The sequence below is a fragment of the Acinetobacter sp. YH12098 genome (genome assembly GCF_013419235.1).
Classification (GTDB): Bacteria; Pseudomonadota; Gammaproteobacteria; order Pseudomonadales; family Moraxellaceae; genus Acinetobacter; species Acinetobacter amyesii.
This window is the reverse complement of record NZ_VPAO01000012.1, coordinates 1-17,911: the sequence shown is the minus strand read 5'-3', so window position 1 is coordinate 17,911 and position 17,911 is coordinate 1. Positions and strand designations below refer to the sequence as shown.

The following is a 17,911-nucleotide window of genomic DNA, read 5'->3' as shown; positions in this document are numbered from 1 at the left end:
TGTTTTGATGTGATCCCTAGATGGGGTTGTTCTATTACTCAATAGGGATGCTTATAAGATGAAAAAATTACGCAATTTCCCGATCCTTTTTCTATTCCTGAGCCAATTATTCTGTCTGCAAATCGTGCATGCAGAAACTGCAGCGAATGTCGTGCCTACGGTGCAATCTGTGCAGCAAGGTGACGCCATTCAGCAATTTGTTCGCGGTAGTTTTACCGAGCGCCGCAGTTTACTGAATCAATGGCCGGGCGATATTGAATCCTTAGATCAGTTGGCCGCATTGGTCGAAAAAGACCAGTTATATAGTGGTCAAAGCGGTCAAACCTATATTTTAGAAACTGACGAAAAATTATTGAGCTATCCTGATTTGCAAACCGTGACGGATTGGCCTGCCGATTTATCTCAAGTCACCTTGGTGAATACCCTTCGTAAAGCCTTAACGTTTGCGCAAGCGAAAGAAAAGCTGCAATCGGATGATTTAAACCAACGTTTGGATGCAATTGATATTTTAGAAAATAACTTGGCTGAGTTGGATGTTAAAAATATTAATCAATTGTATTTAAATGAAAAAAATAACAAAGTTAAAGCCCGTTTAGCGCAGCTCAAAGCACGCTTGGATTATCAAAACCCTGATGTTTTACAAAAAATACAGGCGGCCAAAGTGCTGCAAGATTCTAACCGTCCCGATGTGTTGGCGATGGTGGAACAGGAATTACAACAAGCCAACCTGCATCCTGAGTTAAAAGCCGCACTGACAGAAGCCAAGAGCAATATTAAAACTCGTATTCAGGCCAGTGAATGGACTGGACATGTCTTTTCAGGTCTCAGCACGGCCAGTATTTTACTACTGGCGGCGTTGGGCTTAGCCATTACGTATGGTCTGCTAGGCGTGATTAACATGGCGCATGGTGAACTGATCATGATCGGGGCCTATACCACTTATGTGGTGCAAAGCCTGTTTAGGAGTTATCTCAGTAGCTATGTCGACTGGTACTTGATTGCCGCGATTCCTGCTGCATTTATTGTAAGTGCTTTGATCGGCATGTTGATTGAACGTACTGTTATTCGTCCCTTGTATGGCCGTCAATTGGAAACTCTATTAGCCACCTTTGGTGTGAGCTTAATTTTAATGCAAGTGGTGCGCATGGTTTTTGGTGCGCAGAACGTTGAGGTGTCAAATATTTCTTGGCTGTCAGGAGGGGTCGCTGTGACACCGAGCCTGATGCTGCCTTATAACCGCATTGCCATTATTGGCTTTACCGTTGCGGTACTGTTGTTGCTGGTTTATTTACTGAATAAAACCCGTTTTGGTTTATTTGTTCGTGCCGTGACGCAAAACCGTCAAATGGCACAGGCCGTAGGTATCCGTTCTAGCCGCATTGACATGATGGCTTTTGGTTTAGGTTCGGGGCTTGCAGGTCTGGCAGGCTGTGCCTTAGCACAAGTCGGCAATGTCGGTCCTGACCTAGGACAAAACTATATTATCGATGCGTTCTTGGTGGTTGTGGTTGGCGGTGTTGGCCAAGTATGGGGCGCAGTATTGGCGGCTTTAGGTCTAGGTGTCAGTGGCACAGTGCTGGAAATCGGCATGGGTGCAGTCTTAGCGAAAATTATTCTACTGGTTCTTGTGATTTTGTTTATTCAAAAACGTCCACAAGGTTTGTTTGCCATCAAAGGCCGTTTTGTGGAGTAAGCGCATGAAAATCACTTCGTTATTATCGGATAAACCCTATAGCGGTATGGCGATTGCCGTGTGCTTTGCCATTTTACTGATTTTACCTTGGTTACATGTATTACCCGCCGATTCAGCACTGCATTTATCAGCGTATTGGGTCACGCTCATTGGCAAGATTATGTGTCTCGCCTTGGTGGCATTGGCCTTAGATTTGGTTTGGGGCTATGCCGGCATTTTAAGCTTAGGGCATGGTCTGTACTTTGCCTTGGGCGGCTATGCCTTCGGTATGTATCTCATGCGTGAAGCGGCAGGCGATGGCTTACCCGACTTTATGCGCTTTTTGAGTTGGACCGAGCTACCGTGGTACTGGATGGGTACTGAACATATCGTGTGGGCATTGGCTTTGGTGGTTTTGGTCCCAGGACTGATTGCCTTCATTTTTGGCTTCTTTGCCTTCCGCTCAAAAATTAAAGGCGTGTATTTTTCAATTATTACCCAAGCCATGACCTTTGCTGCGGCGCTACTGTTTTTCCGCAATGAAACAGGCTTTGGCGGTAACAACGGCTTTACCGGTTTTAAAACCATCTTAGGTATGGATATTACCTCTGCACCAATGCGTGCAACCTTGTGTTTCCTCACGGCACTGACTTTGCTTATCTGTTTTGTCGGTTTACGTCACCTGATGAATAAACCCTATGGTCGCGTACTTGGTGCAATTCGTGACAGTGAAAACCGTTTGCAATATTTAGGTTACCGCACCTTATGGTACAAGCTCTCTGCATGGGTGTTGTCTGCCGTGATCGCAGGGATTGCAGGCGCTCTGTATGTACCCCAAGTCGGTATTATTAACCCGAGTGAGATGAACCCTGTCAATTCGATTGAAATGGCGGTGTGGGTGGCTGCAGGGGGGCGCGGTACGCTGATTGGCCCGATACTGGGTGCAGGTTTGATCAACGGGATGAAGACCTATTTCACGGTGGCTTATCCAGAGGTATGGCTATTGATTTTAGGTGCGCTGTTTATTGTGGTAACGATATTCCTGCCAAATGGCGTGATTGGGCTATTAGAGCGGTTTAAAAAGGAGCGCAGCGAATGAATGATCAATGGGTTCAACCGCATGGCGGTCATGCCGCAGAAGGTTATGGACGACCGAAAGAGCAGGGTGCGGACTTCAGTCACGGGATTGCCCTGTATTTAGAAAAAGTCAGCGTTTGGTTTGATTCTTTCCGCGCATTAAATGATTTGTCGTTATATATCAAAGAAGGTGAGCTGCGCTGCATCATTGGTCCCAATGGTGCAGGCAAAACCACGCTGATGGATGTGATTACGGGTAAAACTCGCCCAACAGAAGGTTCGGCTTTTTTTGGGCAAACCTATGATTTGGCAAAAATGAGCACGGAGCAAATAGCAGAAGCCGGAATCGGTCGTAAGTTTCAAAAGCCAACCGTATTTGAAAATTTTACCGTGATGGAAAATCTGTTATTGGCTGCACCTAAAGATAAACGGGTGAAAAAGAGTTTTTTCAGCAAACTCGATCCAGATGCGCAAAACGCCTTGGACGAATCTTTAGCACAAATCCGCTTAGAAGAATTGATCCATAAACCGGCAGGGCTGTTGTCACATGGTCAAAAGCAGTGGTTAGAAATAGGCATGCTACTAATGCAGCGTCCAAAATTGATTTTGCTGGATGAACCTGTAGCAGGAATGACCGATGCTGAAACAGAGCGTACCGCAGAGCTGTGTTTAGAGTTGAAAAAGAACCATACCCTTATCGTGGTTGAACATGACATGAGCTTTATTGACACCATCAGTGAAAAAGTCACCGTGTTGGCGCAAGGTGCGATTTTGGCAGAGGGTACATTGGCCGAAGTCCAAGCCAATGAAGATGTCATTGAAAAATATCTCGGACGTTAAGGAGCAGACCATGTTAGAAGTCAAAGACGTCAATCAGTTTTATGGTGGCAGTCATATTTTAAGAGATGTGACATTTGCCGCTCCCGTGGGGGCATGTTCAGTGGTGCTCGGGCGAAATGGTGTGGGTAAAACCACCCTCTTAAAATGTTTAATGGGCATTTTACCGATCAAGTCTGGGCAGATCTTACTGGATGGCAAAGACATTTCTAAACTGAGTCCAGAGCAACGTGTACGTGAAGGCTTGGCTTATGTACCGCAAGGACGGGACATTTTTTCAACCTTGACCGTTGAAGAAAATATTTTGATTGGGATGGCAAAATTTAAAGGCGCTAAAACCCGAAAAGTGCCAGAACATCTCTATGAGATTTTCCCCGTATTGGATGAAATGAAACATCGTCGAGGTGGAGATTTATCTGGTGGTCAGCAGCAACAATTGGCGATTGCCCGTGCGCTCGCTTCCGAACCACGGGTATTGATTTTAGATGAACCGACCGAAGGCATTCAGCCCTCGATTATTAAAGACATTGGCCGTGTGATTCGTCAGTTAGCCGATGGCGGAGAAATGGCGATTGTTTTGGTTGAACAGTTTTATGATTTTGCAGAAGAACTGGCAGATGAATATACCGTGATGGCGCGGGGGCAAGTGATTGCACAAGGTGTCGGTAGTGAAATGCCTGAAAAAGGCATTCGGGAATTGGTGGCGATTTAATATTTAGTTGACTGCGATGTGTGGCGGGCTTGTATCAATCAAGCTCGTTACTCTTTTCATTCAATTTACTACGATCAAAAAAATCGTTGCTGGTCATGGCAGTGGCATTAAAAAAACGAGGGGCTTCAAAAAAAATTTGTTTTAAGCCATAAGCTTAAGTTGTTCTCAGCATTGTGATTTGAAGCTTCAGCATGTCGTGCTTCAGTGATGCTAAGTGCAGTACTGAAACTTTGGTAAAGGGCGAATGGGCATCCATCAGTATTCGATCAACTGCAGTCGAATATACAAAATATCTGCTTTATTTTTGTGTGGATTACATTAATCTAAATGTACGACATAACAAGGAGATAAGAATATGGACGCGATATTATATTTGATCCCACCGAATGATTTGGAAACTCTGATTTTAGAAGCAGAAACCCCTCAAGATGTCTTGGATTCACCTTTTGTACAACACTCCTTTTTTTTAGGGGAAGCGTGGCAAGAGTTGAATCCATTATTAAGCGTGAACAGTGATTCAGTTGCGGCACTGAGTTATGCCATTCAGGCAGAACATCCATTGTCAGAGCGACGCCCGGGACTGAGCCTTGCAGTGCATTACAATACTGTAGTTCGCGTTGCAGAAATCCATCAGGCATTACAACAGTTAAGCGTGGATGAAATCAAAAAACGTTATTTGGTCACGATTGCAGAAACCGCACCTGAGCAAGAGCTTAAATTGGCCGAATTAAAACTGCTTTTTTTACAGTTACAAGATCTTTATCGCGATGCGGTGCGTCATAACTTATCGGTGCTGAGTGTAATTCAAGATGGTATTCGTTTGGATAAATTACCATAAACACAGCTTAACGCGGGTTATAACTGAAGTTGCATCAGGACGAGATCACGCCATTCACCAAACTTTTGTCCCACTTCAGGCATATAACCTGTTTGCTTAAAGCCTAATTTTTTGTGCAGGGCAATCGAGGCGCTATTGCCGTGATCAATGCCTGCAATCATCACATGCATACTTTGGCTTTTGGCATGCTGAATTAGGTGCTCTAATAATTGCTGACCGAGACCCAGTCGAGCATAGTTTGGGTCAATATAGACAGAATGCTCAACAGTATGTCGATAGCCAGCAAAATGGCGGAAAGAACCATAGTCAGCATAACCGGCGATTTGCTGTTGATCCTGATCTTCAATCACCACAAATGGAAAATTTTGCTTTTGGAATTCCAGCAATTTCTGTTGAAAAGAGTCAAGGGTATAAGCTTGATCATTCCATGTCGCAAAGCCGTTGAGAACTTCATGATTATAGATTGCGAGCATGGCCGCTAAGTCTTGTAGAATTGCAGGTCGAATGAGAAAAGACATGCGCAAATTTCTGATAAAAATAAAGTCAATTTAAAAACTTAGGCATAAAAAAAGCAAGGTGATGAACCTTGCTTTTTCTTCATCGCGTTCTGAGTCGAACTTAGAAGTGGTATTTCACCAAAGCACTGACATCGTTTTGGTCTACGCCTTTAATACCAAATTTGTTGTTCCAAACTGAATGTTCGATACCAACATATAATTTAGTTTTTGGTGAAATGTGTTTACCCACATTCCATTTGTACTGAGATGTCCAGTTTAATTCACTTGCATGGTCTGCTTCAGCAGTAGACCAGTCTAGGAAGGCATCTGCTAAAAACTCTTCTGAACCTAATTTGAACGGCACTGCATAAGTGATTGTCATTTGATAATCATCTTTAGTTTTGTCGTTAGCCGCTTTATAGAAGTTCACATTCGCATATTGTGTATATGGAATATCGAGAGAGAAACCTACACCGTACAAGAAGTTGTTAAATTCAGAGTTGTGGTGATCGTAACCGGCATTATGTTCCCAAGTCGTTGCAATAAGAACGTCTTTGATTGGACCCATAGAAAGGTCTTTACCAGAAACTTCACCTAAGCTTAAACGTGGCGCTAATTCTGCATAAGTTGATTGATCATCGTTACCATCCAATTGTTGGTCAACGAAGAAGAATACATCTGAATATTTCAGTTTAGCTGCATATTCGGCTGTGATCGTTGTACGGTCTTCAGTACCAACTTCATAGTTTTCACCATATAAGCCAGTTAAGCTGAAATCTTGCCATACGATAGGTGAAGCTTGAGTGAAAGCAGCAGCAGATGCTAATGCACATGATGCAACGATTTGTGTAAGTTTCATTAAAAAAATATCTCCCCCGAGAAGCACTGAAAGCATACAGATTATTAAGCAAAAATAAAGCCAAATTTTACTCAACGGCAAAATTGTTTTGTAATTTGAAGGGGAAATATGCCGTGAATGATCGATGACGGTAAAAGCGAGATTTTGAGTTGGAATGGAATTGTACAAATAGAAGGTGGGCGTCGAGGAAATGCACAAAAATATGACCCAAATCAATTAAAACAATGCAAATCTACAATAAAGTCTTACTTTTTGTATGGATATTAAAAAAATATCAAAATAGCACTTGCAAAATTCTAACTTAAGACCGATATTCGAAGTATAAGGACACGGATCTGCAGACTCTAAAGTGTTCATCATTCAATGTGGAGGACGACGTTCCATACAAAGTTGAAGATGGTCATTGCTGTAACTTTTACAGCAAATGTAACGTGCCAAGATAATAAGTTTTGCACAAATATTTATAGATATTACAGATAGATATGAGGATGATATTATGAACATAGAAATCCGTACAGATAAAAACATTATAAACAGTGATCGACTAATTACATACGTTCGTGCAGAACTTAATGAAGAATTTCAGCGCCATAGTGAACGTATTACCCACTTTTCGGTGCATTTAAGTGATGAAAATGGGGACAAGGGCGGCAGCGATGACATTAAATGTATGATTGAAGCGCGTCCAGCGGGTTTGAAGCCTGTCGTGGTTAACCATCGTGGTCATAACGTAGATACAGCTATTCACGGTGCAATTGATCGACTTAAACGTAGTCTTGAACATGTGTTTGAAAAGAAAGAGAACCCACGCAGTACGCAACCTGCTTTTGCTGAAGCAGATGACAGCGTAGACGACGAATAAGTCTCAAAATTTAAAAAAGCCCTGCGGGGCTTTTTTTGTGTGTTTTGTATTTTGTTTTACATGAAATTCAAACAAACGCAGCTTTATTCGGCATAATAGATCAAAATAAATTGAAGTGAGCTTTCCCGATGTTAACAGCGCAACAACAGCTTTTTGTGCAAGCGTTAGAAGAACAAGATCTTGCACAGGTGCAACGCCTGTTGGCAGATGGTCTTAATCCAAATTTTATCGACTTTGAAAAAGGACCTGCGGTTTCTGTATGGTCTGATGGTTTGTTTAAATGGTGGGAAATGGTTTGCGAAGCATATGAAGCAGGTCAACCCTTAACAGCAGAACAGAAAGCACAACATTTAGACGTACATATGCAAATCTTGGAAGCGCTGATTCAAGCCAAAGCCAATGTGCATTTATGGGATGCTGAAGAAATTTATGGTCCATTATGGGACGCCGCGAGTGCAGCATGTGTCCCTGCGGTACAGCGCTTATTGGATGAAAAAGTGAATCCAAATATGATTGATAGCGATGGTTTAACCATTTTATCGTCGATTAGTGAATTATTTTTTGACTGTGATTTTGACGCGGTAAATTGGTCGGAAGCATTGGAAGAAGAAAAACAAACCTTGGAGCTTTTGCGTAGCCATGGCGCAAAAATGAGCAAAGAATTAACATAATTGTGAGTAAAAACATGACTGTATTTAAAGTTTTAAGCATTGCAACATTATCCGGTTTGAGCCTGTCTGCATTTGCGGCGGATTTTTCATTTGACCGTCCGGGCGCGGGTATGGGCACAGGCATTACCCCTGTAGGTCGTTTGGCATGGGAACAAAGTTTGCCAGCAGCGAGCTATAGTGAAAGTCGTGATGACAATGGTGAAAAAGTAAAAAACACCACTTTAAATGCAGACATGTTATTCCGTACTGGTTTGGCAAAAGATTTGGAATTGCAATTGGGTTGGCAAGGTCCTGCATGGTCTAAAACCAAAGTTGCGGGTCGCTCAGTTGAAGATGATGGTTTGGGTGATGTCAGCATTGGCCTGAAAAAAGCCATTGATTTGAATGATGAGAAATTATCGATGGCCATTCTTGCAGAAGCCATTATTGCAACAGGCAATCAAGGCTTTAGTGCTGAAGATGACATTTATAGTCTGACTTCAGCCGTGGCTTATGATTATAGCGATACAATTGGGACTTCAATGACCATGCGTTATGAAGTTCAAGATGGTGATTGGGCTGTGAGTGCTATTCCGGGAATGGAATATCACATTGCGGGTAATTTATCGGGTTTTTCTGAGCTGGTTTATCGCAAAGCAGAGAGTACCGATCAGGAAGTGTCTTTGGCTTCAGGCCTGACATATGCCGTTTCGGATCGTATGCAGTTTGATGCGAGCGTTGGTCTAGAACTCACTGGCGGTCATAAAAATTATCAGTCAGGTTTAGGCGTATCTTACCTATTCTAAAAGAACCCTAAATTTTAAAACGTATAAATACAGACTGAGGATGAATTCAGCTGAATGAAACAATGGACTTATGTTGCGGCAGCGGCTGTGCTGTCGTTCAGTATGGGCGTCTCTGCTCAGGATGCATTACTTTCAGCTGAAGATGCTTTTCCTTTCTCGGTCGTCTCTGAGCGTGCAGATCAGGCGGAGCTGAGTTGGGATATTCCAGCGCATTATTATCTGTATCAGCACAAAATAGAGGTGAAGCAGGGCAATCAAGTTTTAGCTTTGGATTTGCCTGCTGCTGAGGATTTAAAAGACGATAACTATGGTCATACGCAGGTGTATTACCAACAGTTGATTTTTAAAATTCCGACTCAAAAACTGCAGACCTATCAAGTCAGTTGGCAAGGCTGTGCCAAGGATCGGGTGTGTTATCCACCACAGAGCATCAGCTTTGAAACGGATGCTTCTGGCTTGGTCACACAGCAAAATCTTGCCAGTCCAAATAAACGCTTACTCGACTTCGCAGCAGAAAATACTGTCGAACAGCCTATGGCGAATCGTTTAGATCAGCAGCGGGCAGATAATGCTGCATTGGCTTCTGAACGCTATACCGCAAGTGACCAAATGTGGTCTGAAAAATTAGCACAAAGCTCTATATTTTATGGACTTTTACTGTTTTTTGGACTGGGTTTTTTGCTGGCTTTTACCCCATGTTCATTGCCAATGCTGCCGATTTTAACCTCACTGATTGTCCGCGACAGCCGAGGTTTAAAAGCATGGATGATTGCACTGACTTTTGTCACCAGTATGGCGATGGTGTATGCCATTCTCGGCTTGGTGGCATCGTCTGCAGGTTTGAATTTCCAGCGTTGGTTGCAACAACCCTCGACTTTAATTGCCTTTAGCGTACTCTTTGTGGTTTTTGCCCTGAATTTATTTGGTTTATTTGAACTGAAATTGCCACGCAGTTGGGTCAATCGCTTAGACCAAGCGCAGTCGATGCAAAAGGGCGGTAGTCTCGTTGGCGCTGGGGTCATGGGGATAATTTCAGCATTACTAGTCGGTCCTTGTATGACAGCACCGTTGGCAGGCGCATTATTATTCATTTCCCAAACCCAAAGTCAGTGGCAAGGTGCATTATTGTTATTCACCCTCGGCTTTGGCATGGGAACCCCGCTATTGTTGGCTAGTGTCCTTGGCTCACGGGTATTGCCTAAAGCGGGTTTGTGGATGAATCAAATCAAGGTGCTCTTTGCTTTCATTATGTTGGCATTGGCTTTGTATTTTATTCGACCATTGATCAGTGAAGCTTGGTTACAGTGGTTATCCCTTGCTCTGGGGCTGGTGTTTAGCGCTTATGTGCTTTGGCGCATTTTATGGCGCAGTACTCAGCTCAAATGGTTATATATCTTGGTGTTCTGTGCAGCTGTACCTTATATTGTGTACAGTCAATATCAACACAGCCAACGTTTTTTAGTCGAAGAAAATCAAAAACAAAGTGCTTGGCATGTGGCACATACAGCGGAAGAGTTTCAACGTTTATTAAGTGAAATTCCCCAAGGTCAATCCGCGATTATTGATGTCTATGCCGATTGGTGTGTGGCCTGTCAGCCGATTGAACATAAAGTTTTAAAATCGGCTTCGGTACAACAGGCTTTGGCACCGTATTACTTAATTAAGTTGGATTTGAGTCAGTATGATGCAACCCATCAAGTTCTGCTCAATCAATGGGATATTTTAGGGCCACCGACCTATTTATTTTTAGATACAGCGCATCAAGAGATACGTGGACTGCGTTTGACGGGCGCATTTAGCGAGAAAGAATTGCTAGCGCAATTGGAAAAATTTAAATCGCGTGGAGAATAAAAAATGATGCAATTATATATTGCCAATAAAAACTATTCGACGTGGTCTATGCGACCGTGGTTGGTGTTACACGCGTTTAATTTACCCTTTCAAGAGATCTTGATTCCTTTTTCTGAAGAAGCAGATGGCGGAGCATTCAAGCAGCAAATGTTAGCCCTACATGCCAATGGTAAAGTGCCCCTACTGCAACATGACGGTGTGATGATTTGGGACTCATTGGCAATTTGTGAATATTTGGCAGAGCAGTTTCAAGATCTTCCACTGTGGCCTAAAGATCCCACGCAACGCGCATGGGCACGTAGTATTTGCGCGGAAATGCACAGTAGTTTTATGCAATTGCGTAGCTTATGCAGTATGAATCTACAGGCGGATTATGGTCGTCATGGTCAGAGATTATGGTCTGAACATGCTGAATTGCGTGCTGAAGTGACTCGAATCGAGCAGATTTGGTCGAGTCGTCCTGCGGTGGATAGCTTTCTATGCGGTGAATTTAGTATTGCCGATGCATTTTTTGCACCCGTGGTGACACGTTTACAGACCTTCCAGCTACCTGTGAGTGACAACACACAGCGTTATATGCAAAAGATTTTGCAGCATCCTTCTGTGGTGGCATGGATCACGGCTGCTCAACTGGAACAGCCAGTCCGTCGTATGGAACAGTATCCACGTTAAAAGCTCAACGCCACGTCTGACCTAGATAAAAGTTTTAAACCAAATGGCTAAAGCTTTGTTGTTCTGTGTACGCCATGACCATGTTACGACCACCAGCTTTAGCTGCATATAGCGCTTGATCTGCATGGGTCAGTAATTGTTGTGGTACTAATTCAGGCGTTGAAATCGCAATGCCAAAACTGGCTGTCACATGAATCGACTGACCGTCATGCCCCCAAATTTCAAGCTGTTCAATGGCTTTTCGACAGCGCTCTGCAATGAAAATTGCTTGTTCTAAGTTAGAGTTTTTTAACACCAAAATAAACTCTTCCCCGCCAAAACGCCCAACCACATCACTACCACGTAAATGTTGGTTTAATACTTGGCTGACGAGAATTAAGGTTTCATCGCCTTTATCGTGTCCATATTCATCATTGATACGTTTGAAATGGTCTAAGTCCAACAAGACCAGTGCATATGTATCTGTTTTAGCACTATCGAGCTGTTCCAAACACTGATTGATACTGCGTCGATTAAATAAATTGGTCAGTGGGTCGACTTGACTGAGTTTTTGAATCAAATGCTCACGGTGACGCCATTGGCTGAGTAAGATTTCAAATAAAGCCAGACAGGTTAATAAAATAGGAACAATGAAAAAGATCATTGAGAAGAGCCAAAAACTATTTTGATAGCCATAGGCATGAGGTTGAAAAATCGGGGCATAGGGGATAATGCCGCGGATGCTTAAATACATACAAATGGATAAAAAAATCGTGGCTGGAATCAGCATGCTATAGACGATTTTTCGTGTAAATAGCACTAATCCAACGGTCACTAGGCTCACATAGGAGATCATGGTGGCTGGGCTCATGACACCAATTAAATAACCATCACGACATAAAGAAATGACGAATAAACCGACTGAAAGATAAGGTAAAACAAGCTGAATTTTTGGGTTTTCTTTTCCAGCATAGCAAGGCCAAATCAATAGCACCATTAAGCTAAAAAAGACGATATTGGTCCACAATTGAGAGTGGATAAGATCAAGGTTAACCCACTGCCAAAGTTCTGGCGTGACATAAACATAAAATTTCCAAATGATCCAAAGCAGATGAATGGCTGAGCCAAGCATCAGCATGAGCATACACTTTTTCAGGATGCTCCAATTCATGACCACTTCATCTTCCAGTAAATACTGGGCGATTCTATTGCGAAGGATCATGTCACGTATGCTTGATTTCACCGTCATCCTGTGTCTTTGCCCTGTTCGAGTTATCAGTTTTTTTCTTAAAGTTTATATAGATATCATTTTATAGGCTTACATTAGCATGAAAATTTACACTTGATAACGGTCAAGAACCGCTCAGTAATTTTAAATTTTTTACGAGTTCAAAAAGATTGTTCTAAAAATAAAACATAGTGTCATAAGGATCGGGATTATTCTATTTATGAAAAGTGATTACACTAGGCTCAAGTTAATAACAACAGCTTTAGGTTTTAGTCATGAAAATTTTGCATATTGATTCAAGCATCATGGGCGACGCTTCAGTTTCACGTCAACTCAGCGCTGAAATTGTACAACAGCTACAGCAAAAACATGGTGATGCGGCACAGGTTCAACATCTCGATTTAGCAGTACAGCAGATTCCACATCTCAGCAGTGAAATTTTGATGGGTCAAAATGCAGAACAATCGGCTTTAGGCGAGCAGTTGTTACAACAGTATTTAGATGCCGATGTGATTGTAGTTGGTGCTGCTATGTATAACTTCGGTTTGCCATCAACTTTGAAAGCATGGATTGACCGTATCAGTGTTGCAGGTCGTACCTTTAAATATACAGAACAAGGTCCAGTGGGTTTGGCAGGTGACAAAAAAGTCTATATTGCCAGCAGTCGTGGCGGTGTGTATGGCGATAACAGCCCTGTAGATTATCAAGAAGGTTTATTAAAAGCCGTGTTTAATTTTACAGGTGTCAGTGATATTGATGTGATTCGTGCAGAAGGTGTCAATATGGGACCTGACATGAAAGCACAAGCAATGGCGACAGCTCAGGCTCAAATTCAAGCCATTTAACAGATTGACATTTCCCTCTTAGGTCAGCATATGCTGACCTTTTTTTATGGTGATTTCGATCGGTTCTTAGGGAGTTAGTTTTCAGGGATTAGTCCTGATCCAGTCGGTGTGCAAAATCGGCTAAATCACTCAGCGCACGCTGTCCTTCTTCAAACCATGGGCTAAACATTTGGAAGTTATGCCACATGCCAGTGTACAACTTGAATTCGACATCTAGGCCGGCTTCTTCTGCTTTGACTTTAAAACGCTGCGCATCATCCAATAAAATTTCTTTAGAACCCACTTGAATATGAATCGGAGGTAGTCCTTTGAGCTCTGCAAAAAAAGGCGAAACCAATGGATCAGCTCGATCGACCGAGCGTGGTACATAATAATCAATACCTGTTTCGAGGGCTTCTATGCTTAACAGCGCATCATGCTTACGGTTATAACGCAAAGACTCACTGCTCAGGGTCAAGTCTAAAAACGGTGACATTAACACCAAACCACTGACTTGTGGAAGTTGTTCCTGTTGAATTTTAAGGGCTAAGGCAAGCGCCAAGTTTGCACCACAAGAGTCGCCTGACAAAATAATATCTTTGGCTTGAACCCCTTGATCTAATAACACTGCATACACATCAAAAAGGGCATCGAGTGCTTCAGGGAACTGTGCTTCAGGGGATAAAGGATAATCCAAATGTAACACTTGCATTTGCGTGCGTGCCGCAACTTGAGTCAGAAACGCCCGATGCGTGTTCATCGAACCCAAGAAAAATGCACCCCCATGAATATGAAAAATGAGTTGGGTCGATGCCTGTTGAGGTTTGATTTCTTCGGCTTTTAAGCCGGCTAAGCGAATAGGACGAATTTGTACATCCGGGTTTTGGGGAAATGCACGACACATTTGTTCCAAAGCAAACCTTAAAGTATTGGGCGGTAAATTGAATTGGCTCGGCCCACGAATTGTGGTTTTTAAAATACTTTCTGTAATCAGTTGTTTCGTCAGTGGCGATATCTTCATTGTCTTTCCATCTTTTTCTATTTTTGGAATCGTGTGAGCATATTTACCAACACAAATTACAAGGTTACACTAAACGGTCACATACAAAAATTGATAAATTGTTGTGACTTTTGGATACTAATGTCGTCTATATCAGACCAGGGAAATAAACAAAAATGAAAAAAATTGCACTAGCATTAGGATTGATGAGTTTAGCCGCATTTGCAAATGCTGCAGATCCGCTAAATGGTACAACTTGGAAAACCATTGATGATAAAACCAAGCAGCCAAAAGCGATTGTAAAATTCACTGAGCAAAAAAATGGTACGCTTTCTGCGAGCATTCAGTCAGTTTTGACACCAGGTGAAGAGAACGCTTGTAAAAAATGTGAAGGCCCATATCACAACAAATCATTAAAAGGCTTACGTATTGTGACAGGTCTTAAAAATGTAGGTGGTACAAGCTATGAAGACGGTTCAATTTTGGATCCTCAATCAGGTAAAACTTACAAGTTAAAAGGTCAATTGGCTGATGGTGGCAAAAAACTAGAGCTTCGCGGCTTTATTGGCGTTGCTGCTTTAGGTCGTAATCAAACATGGATTCGTGCCAACTAATTTGACATGATTCAAACAAAAAAAGCCTGACAATGTCAGGCTTTTTTATAGCCTATTTTCAGCCACAATTGAATTAGAGCCGTGCATGAGTGTGATAAAAAAATTTATTTCAATGCACGGTAAGCGCTTTCATCAAAGCCAACCAATAAATCGCTACCTGTATCGAGTACAGGACGTTTAATCATGCTGCTATGCGCTATTAAACATTGAATCAAATTTTCTTCACTGGCTAACGCTGTCTGTTGCTCTTCTTCACTGAGTTTTTTCCATGTTGTGCCTTTTTTGTTGAGAATCACATCAGCGCCTTTGGCATTAAGCCATTTTTTTACGGTTTCAGCATCAATCGCTTGTTTTTTATAGTCATGAAATTCGTAGCTTAGGCCTAATTCGTTGAGCAAGTCGAAAGCTTTTTTCATGGTATTACAGTTTTTGATGCCATAAATTTTAAGCATGAACAGGTGTCCTCAATTATTCAAACAATAAGATAAAAATACAATTCAGCATTATCCTACAGGCTAATTCATCAATGCTCAAAGCTCGATCTGGATGTGGATTGAGAAATAAATGTTTTGCTGTAAAAGTCGCATGTAATAAATATTGGGTATTGTCATCAAAACGACATTTTGGTCTTTTAGAATAGCCTACAGAACAAAACGATGCTCAGAAAAGAAAGCGATGCAATAACAAGAAAATTCAGCTTAAGGTTGCACAGTCAAAAGTAGAAAGAAAGCGAGAATAAGAAAATGCTGTGCAGATCGAATTTTTAGCTGTTTTATTTGGGGGATGTTTGAGTCTATAGATGTGGGGACTAGATAAGAGAAAACCCGCATTTAATCATCCTGATCATGCGGGTCTCAATCCAACGTCCATTGTCACATCCTTGAAAACAAGCTAAATCATTTAGTTTGTTTTTATACTTCCTTCGGCGTCCAATCCTTTTATGTCATCCTGACATGTCCCTTTGCCGTGCGACCATAATGCTATGTTCAAGTTATGAGATAAATCCACAAATTCGTCATGTAATGTGAGAAATAAGCTCTAATTGAGTAAACAATCGTTCACTAAATTAATTGTTGGAAGCTTAAATTTTATAATCAATAATGACAGGGGCGTGGTCGCTAAACCATTCATCTTTAAATATCCAAGCATTGACTGTACGTTCTTTCCAGTCTGGTGAACATGCATGGTAGTCGATACGCCAACCCACATTTTTGGCACGCGCTTGTCCTCGGTTAGACCACCAAGAGTAAAGCTCGGCTTCTTTACGTACCTCACGGAAGGTGTCGACATAGCCAAGCTCATCATAAATATGATCGAGCCATGCACGTTCATGTGGTAAGCAGCCTGAAGCCTTTTGGTTCCCAGACCAATTTTTAATATCAATACGTTTATGCACGATGTTGTAGTCACCGCAAACAATCACTGACTTATTTTCAGCACGCCATTGCTTCAAAATTTGTTTGTATTCGTTTAAAAATAAATCTTTACGTGCCTGAGCTTCTTCACCCGATGAACCAGAAGGCAGGTAGAGCGAGCAAATATGTGCAGTTTGTCCAAGTCCTAAATCGAACTCAGCAGAAATAAAGCGGCCTTGGCTATCGGCTAATTCAAAGCCTAAGCCATCTTTCACTGATACAAAGGGTAGGCGGCTATAAATGGCAGTGCCTGCATAACCTGGTTTTTCAGCAGGAAACAGGTGCGTATACCAACCTTCAGGTTTAAATTTATCGGTCCATTGCTCATGGTTAATACGAGATTCTTGCATGCAGATGACGTCGGCATCTGAAGTTGCCATCCAGTCAAAAATACCTTTTTTTTCAGCGGAACGCAGACCATTCACATTAATTGAAACGACACGTAAAATTTTTTGATCACTTGGATAGCTACTCTTTGGTATCATGCTCAGGTTTAACCTCAAACTTAAAAAAATGGAGCACCTCATGACAGCGCAAGCGGCATTTAATCCACAAGCTTTTATCGAACTCGCATTATCACGTGGTGTGCTTAAATTTGGTGAGTTTACTTTAAAATCGGGTCGTGTGAGTCCTTATTTTTTTAATGCAGGTCTACTAAACGATGGCGAAGCCTTATCATTATTGGCTTCTGGCTATGCAGCTAAATTAACAGAATGCGATAATGTGGAAGTGGTCTTTGGCCCAGCTTATAAAGGTATTCCATTTGTAGCAGCAACGGCTGTCGCACTGTCACAGAACCATGGTGTGAGCGTACCTTGGGGCTTTAACCGTAAAGAAGCGAAAGACCATGGCGAAGGCGGTGTATTGGTTGGTGCGTCTGTTGAAGGTAAAAAAGTCTGGATTATTGATGATGTGATCACTGCGGGTACAGCGATTCGTGAAGTGGTGACTATTTTGAAAAATGCTGGCGCGCAAATTGCGGGCGTATTGGTGGCGCTAGACCGTCAAGAAAAAGGACAAGGTGATTTGTCTGCGATTCAAGAAGTACAAAAAGAACTCGAAATCCCAGTTCATGCCTTAATTACCATGAAAGATTTGATGACTTTCTTAGAGGCTAAAGGTGAAACTGAAGCTTTAGCGAAAATGGAAGCGTACCGTGTGAAGTATGGGATCTAAGATTTTTTATATTTTAAGGTTGTTAAAAAGGAAGCGGAAGCCTATTGTTTCATTTGTTTTTGAGCATAGCAGTGTTTAGTCAAGCTAAACACTAACGTGGAATATTGATCAAATGTAATACGTGGAACGTGAAAAATCATTAAAAAAGCCCAACCAGAGATGATTGGGCTTTTTGCTATACGATAAAAATATGAATTATAAGAAATAAAAAAGAGCTGTTATTCCCAAGTAGAAATGTCTATGCGATAAACCATTTAAAATGTCCTGTTTTTAACTACAAGAGTCAAGCACAGGATTTAAATTTCTTTGTTCAATAACAACTTTCTGAGCTTTACGACTCGG

The 17,911-nt window shown here is 41.9% G+C and carries 19 protein-coding genes; 13 read left to right on the top strand and 6 right to left on the bottom strand.

All coding sequences use genetic code 11. The features are described 5' to 3' along the window. Nucleotides 1–58: 58 nt before the first annotated feature. The 5 genes from urtB (at nucleotide 59) to FTU38_RS05045 (ending at nucleotide 5,136) form a co-directional block, all read left to right on the top strand. Nucleotides 59–1,693, top strand: a complete 1,635-nt coding sequence (urtB, locus tag FTU38_RS05065) for an urea ABC transporter permease subunit UrtB (protein ID WP_180004372.1) — start codon at nucleotides 59–61, stop codon at nucleotides 1,691–1,693. Nucleotides 1,694–1,697: 4 nt separating this feature from the next. Further along, the gene (gene urtC / locus FTU38_RS05060) at nucleotides 1,698–2,771 is read left to right on the top strand and encodes an urea ABC transporter permease subunit UrtC (protein ID WP_180004373.1); all 1,074 of its coding nucleotides are present in this window, start codon (nucleotides 1,698–1,700) and stop codon (nucleotides 2,769–2,771) included. After that, nucleotides 2,768–3,589: an urea ABC transporter ATP-binding protein UrtD gene (gene urtD, locus FTU38_RS05055; RefSeq protein WP_068532837.1), complete on the top strand. Its 822-nt coding sequence runs from the start codon at nucleotides 2,768–2,770 to the stop codon at nucleotides 3,587–3,589. The genes urtC and urtD overlap by 4 nt, the downstream gene beginning before the upstream one ends. Before the next feature lie 10 nt (nucleotides 3,590–3,599). Beyond that, complete coding sequence (urtE, locus tag FTU38_RS05050; RefSeq protein ID WP_068532840.1) at nucleotides 3,600–4,298, top strand: urea ABC transporter ATP-binding subunit UrtE; 699 nt, start codon at nucleotides 3,600–3,602, stop codon at nucleotides 4,296–4,298. A 355-nt stretch (nucleotides 4,299–4,653) separates the two neighbouring features. Beyond that, a complete protein-coding gene (locus FTU38_RS05045) occupies nucleotides 4,654–5,136 on the top strand; it encodes a DUF1877 family protein (protein ID WP_168379686.1) in 483 nt (160 codons plus the stop codon). Nucleotides 5,137–5,153: 17 nt separating this feature from the next. Here FTU38_RS05045 and FTU38_RS05040 read toward each other — a convergent pair whose 3' ends face one another. Both FTU38_RS05040 and FTU38_RS05035 read right to left on the bottom strand, forming a co-directional pair. After that, nucleotides 5,154–5,654, bottom strand: a complete 501-nt coding sequence (locus FTU38_RS05040; protein ID WP_180110687.1) for a GNAT family N-acetyltransferase — start codon at nucleotides 5,652–5,654, stop codon at nucleotides 5,154–5,156. A 100-nt stretch (nucleotides 5,655–5,754) separates the two neighbouring features. Further along, entirely contained in the window at nucleotides 5,755–6,492 is a 738-nt protein-coding gene (locus tag FTU38_RS05035) for an outer membrane protein OmpK (protein WP_078190594.1), read from the bottom strand. 496 nt (nucleotides 6,493–6,988) lie between these two features. Here FTU38_RS05035 and FTU38_RS05030 point away from each other — a divergent pair, with 496 nt between their 5' ends. From FTU38_RS05030 to FTU38_RS05010, 5 genes are all read left to right on the top strand, one after another. Then, a complete protein-coding gene (locus FTU38_RS05030; protein WP_078190593.1) occupies nucleotides 6,989–7,354 on the top strand; it encodes an HPF/RaiA family ribosome-associated protein in 366 nt (121 codons plus the stop codon). 128 nt (nucleotides 7,355–7,482) lie between these two features. Beyond that, nucleotides 7,483–8,025 (top strand): ankyrin repeat domain-containing protein, encoded by a 543-nt coding sequence (locus tag FTU38_RS05025; protein ID WP_180110686.1) that lies wholly within the window; start codon nucleotides 7,483–7,485, stop codon nucleotides 8,023–8,025. 14 nt (nucleotides 8,026–8,039) lie between these two features. After that, a complete protein-coding gene (locus tag FTU38_RS05020) occupies nucleotides 8,040–8,810 on the top strand; it encodes a transporter (protein ID WP_180110685.1) in 771 nt (256 codons plus the stop codon). A gap of 54 nt (nucleotides 8,811–8,864) precedes the next feature. Beyond that, the gene (gene dsbD, locus FTU38_RS05015) at nucleotides 8,865–10,661 is read left to right on the top strand and encodes a protein-disulfide reductase DsbD (RefSeq protein ID WP_180110684.1); all 1,797 of its coding nucleotides are present in this window, start codon (nucleotides 8,865–8,867) and stop codon (nucleotides 10,659–10,661) included. A 3-nt stretch (nucleotides 10,662–10,664) separates the two neighbouring features. Continuing rightward, entirely contained in the window at nucleotides 10,665–11,333 is a 669-nt protein-coding gene (locus tag FTU38_RS05010; protein WP_180004380.1) for a glutathione S-transferase family protein, read from the top strand. A gap of 34 nt (nucleotides 11,334–11,367) precedes the next feature. Here the strand turns inward: FTU38_RS05010 and FTU38_RS05005 are convergent, their stop codons facing one another. Continuing rightward, the gene (locus FTU38_RS05005) at nucleotides 11,368–12,561 is read right to left on the bottom strand and encodes a GGDEF domain-containing protein (RefSeq protein WP_180004382.1); all 1,194 of its coding nucleotides are present in this window, start codon (nucleotides 12,559–12,561) and stop codon (nucleotides 11,368–11,370) included. A 254-nt stretch (nucleotides 12,562–12,815) separates the two neighbouring features. Here FTU38_RS05005 and FTU38_RS05000 point away from each other — a divergent pair, with 254 nt between their 5' ends. Next, on the top strand, nucleotides 12,816–13,385 hold the full coding sequence (locus FTU38_RS05000; RefSeq protein ID WP_180004384.1) for an FMN-dependent NADH-azoreductase: 570 nt from the start codon (nucleotides 12,816–12,818) through the stop codon (nucleotides 13,383–13,385). 88 nt (nucleotides 13,386–13,473) lie between these two features. Here FTU38_RS05000 and FTU38_RS04995 read toward each other — a convergent pair whose 3' ends face one another. Further along, complete coding sequence (locus FTU38_RS04995) at nucleotides 13,474–14,385, bottom strand: alpha/beta hydrolase (protein WP_078190587.1); 912 nt, start codon at nucleotides 14,383–14,385, stop codon at nucleotides 13,474–13,476. A gap of 155 nt (nucleotides 14,386–14,540) precedes the next feature. On the opposite strand from FTU38_RS04995, the gene FTU38_RS04990 reads away from it, so the two are divergent. Next, nucleotides 14,541–14,978: a DUF2147 domain-containing protein gene (locus FTU38_RS04990; protein ID WP_078193227.1), complete on the top strand. Its 438-nt coding sequence runs from the start codon at nucleotides 14,541–14,543 to the stop codon at nucleotides 14,976–14,978. Between the two features lie 104 nt (nucleotides 14,979–15,082). Here FTU38_RS04990 and FTU38_RS04985 read toward each other — a convergent pair whose 3' ends face one another. Both FTU38_RS04985 and FTU38_RS04980 read right to left on the bottom strand, forming a co-directional pair. After that, entirely contained in the window at nucleotides 15,083–15,430 is a 348-nt protein-coding gene (locus FTU38_RS04985) for a Spx/MgsR family RNA polymerase-binding regulatory protein (protein WP_180004386.1), read from the bottom strand. Nucleotides 15,431–16,059: 629 nt separating this feature from the next. Next, nucleotides 16,060–16,878 carry an exodeoxyribonuclease III gene (locus FTU38_RS04980; protein ID WP_180004389.1) on the bottom strand — a complete coding sequence of 273 codons (819 nt, stop codon included), beginning with the start codon at nucleotides 16,876–16,878 and terminating at the stop codon, nucleotides 16,060–16,062. Between the two features lie 40 nt (nucleotides 16,879–16,918). On the opposite strand from FTU38_RS04980, the gene pyrE reads away from it, so the two are divergent. Continuing rightward, entirely contained in the window at nucleotides 16,919–17,569 is a 651-nt protein-coding gene (gene pyrE, locus FTU38_RS04975) for an orotate phosphoribosyltransferase (protein WP_078190583.1), read from the top strand. Nucleotides 17,570–17,911: the final 342 nt, after the last annotated feature.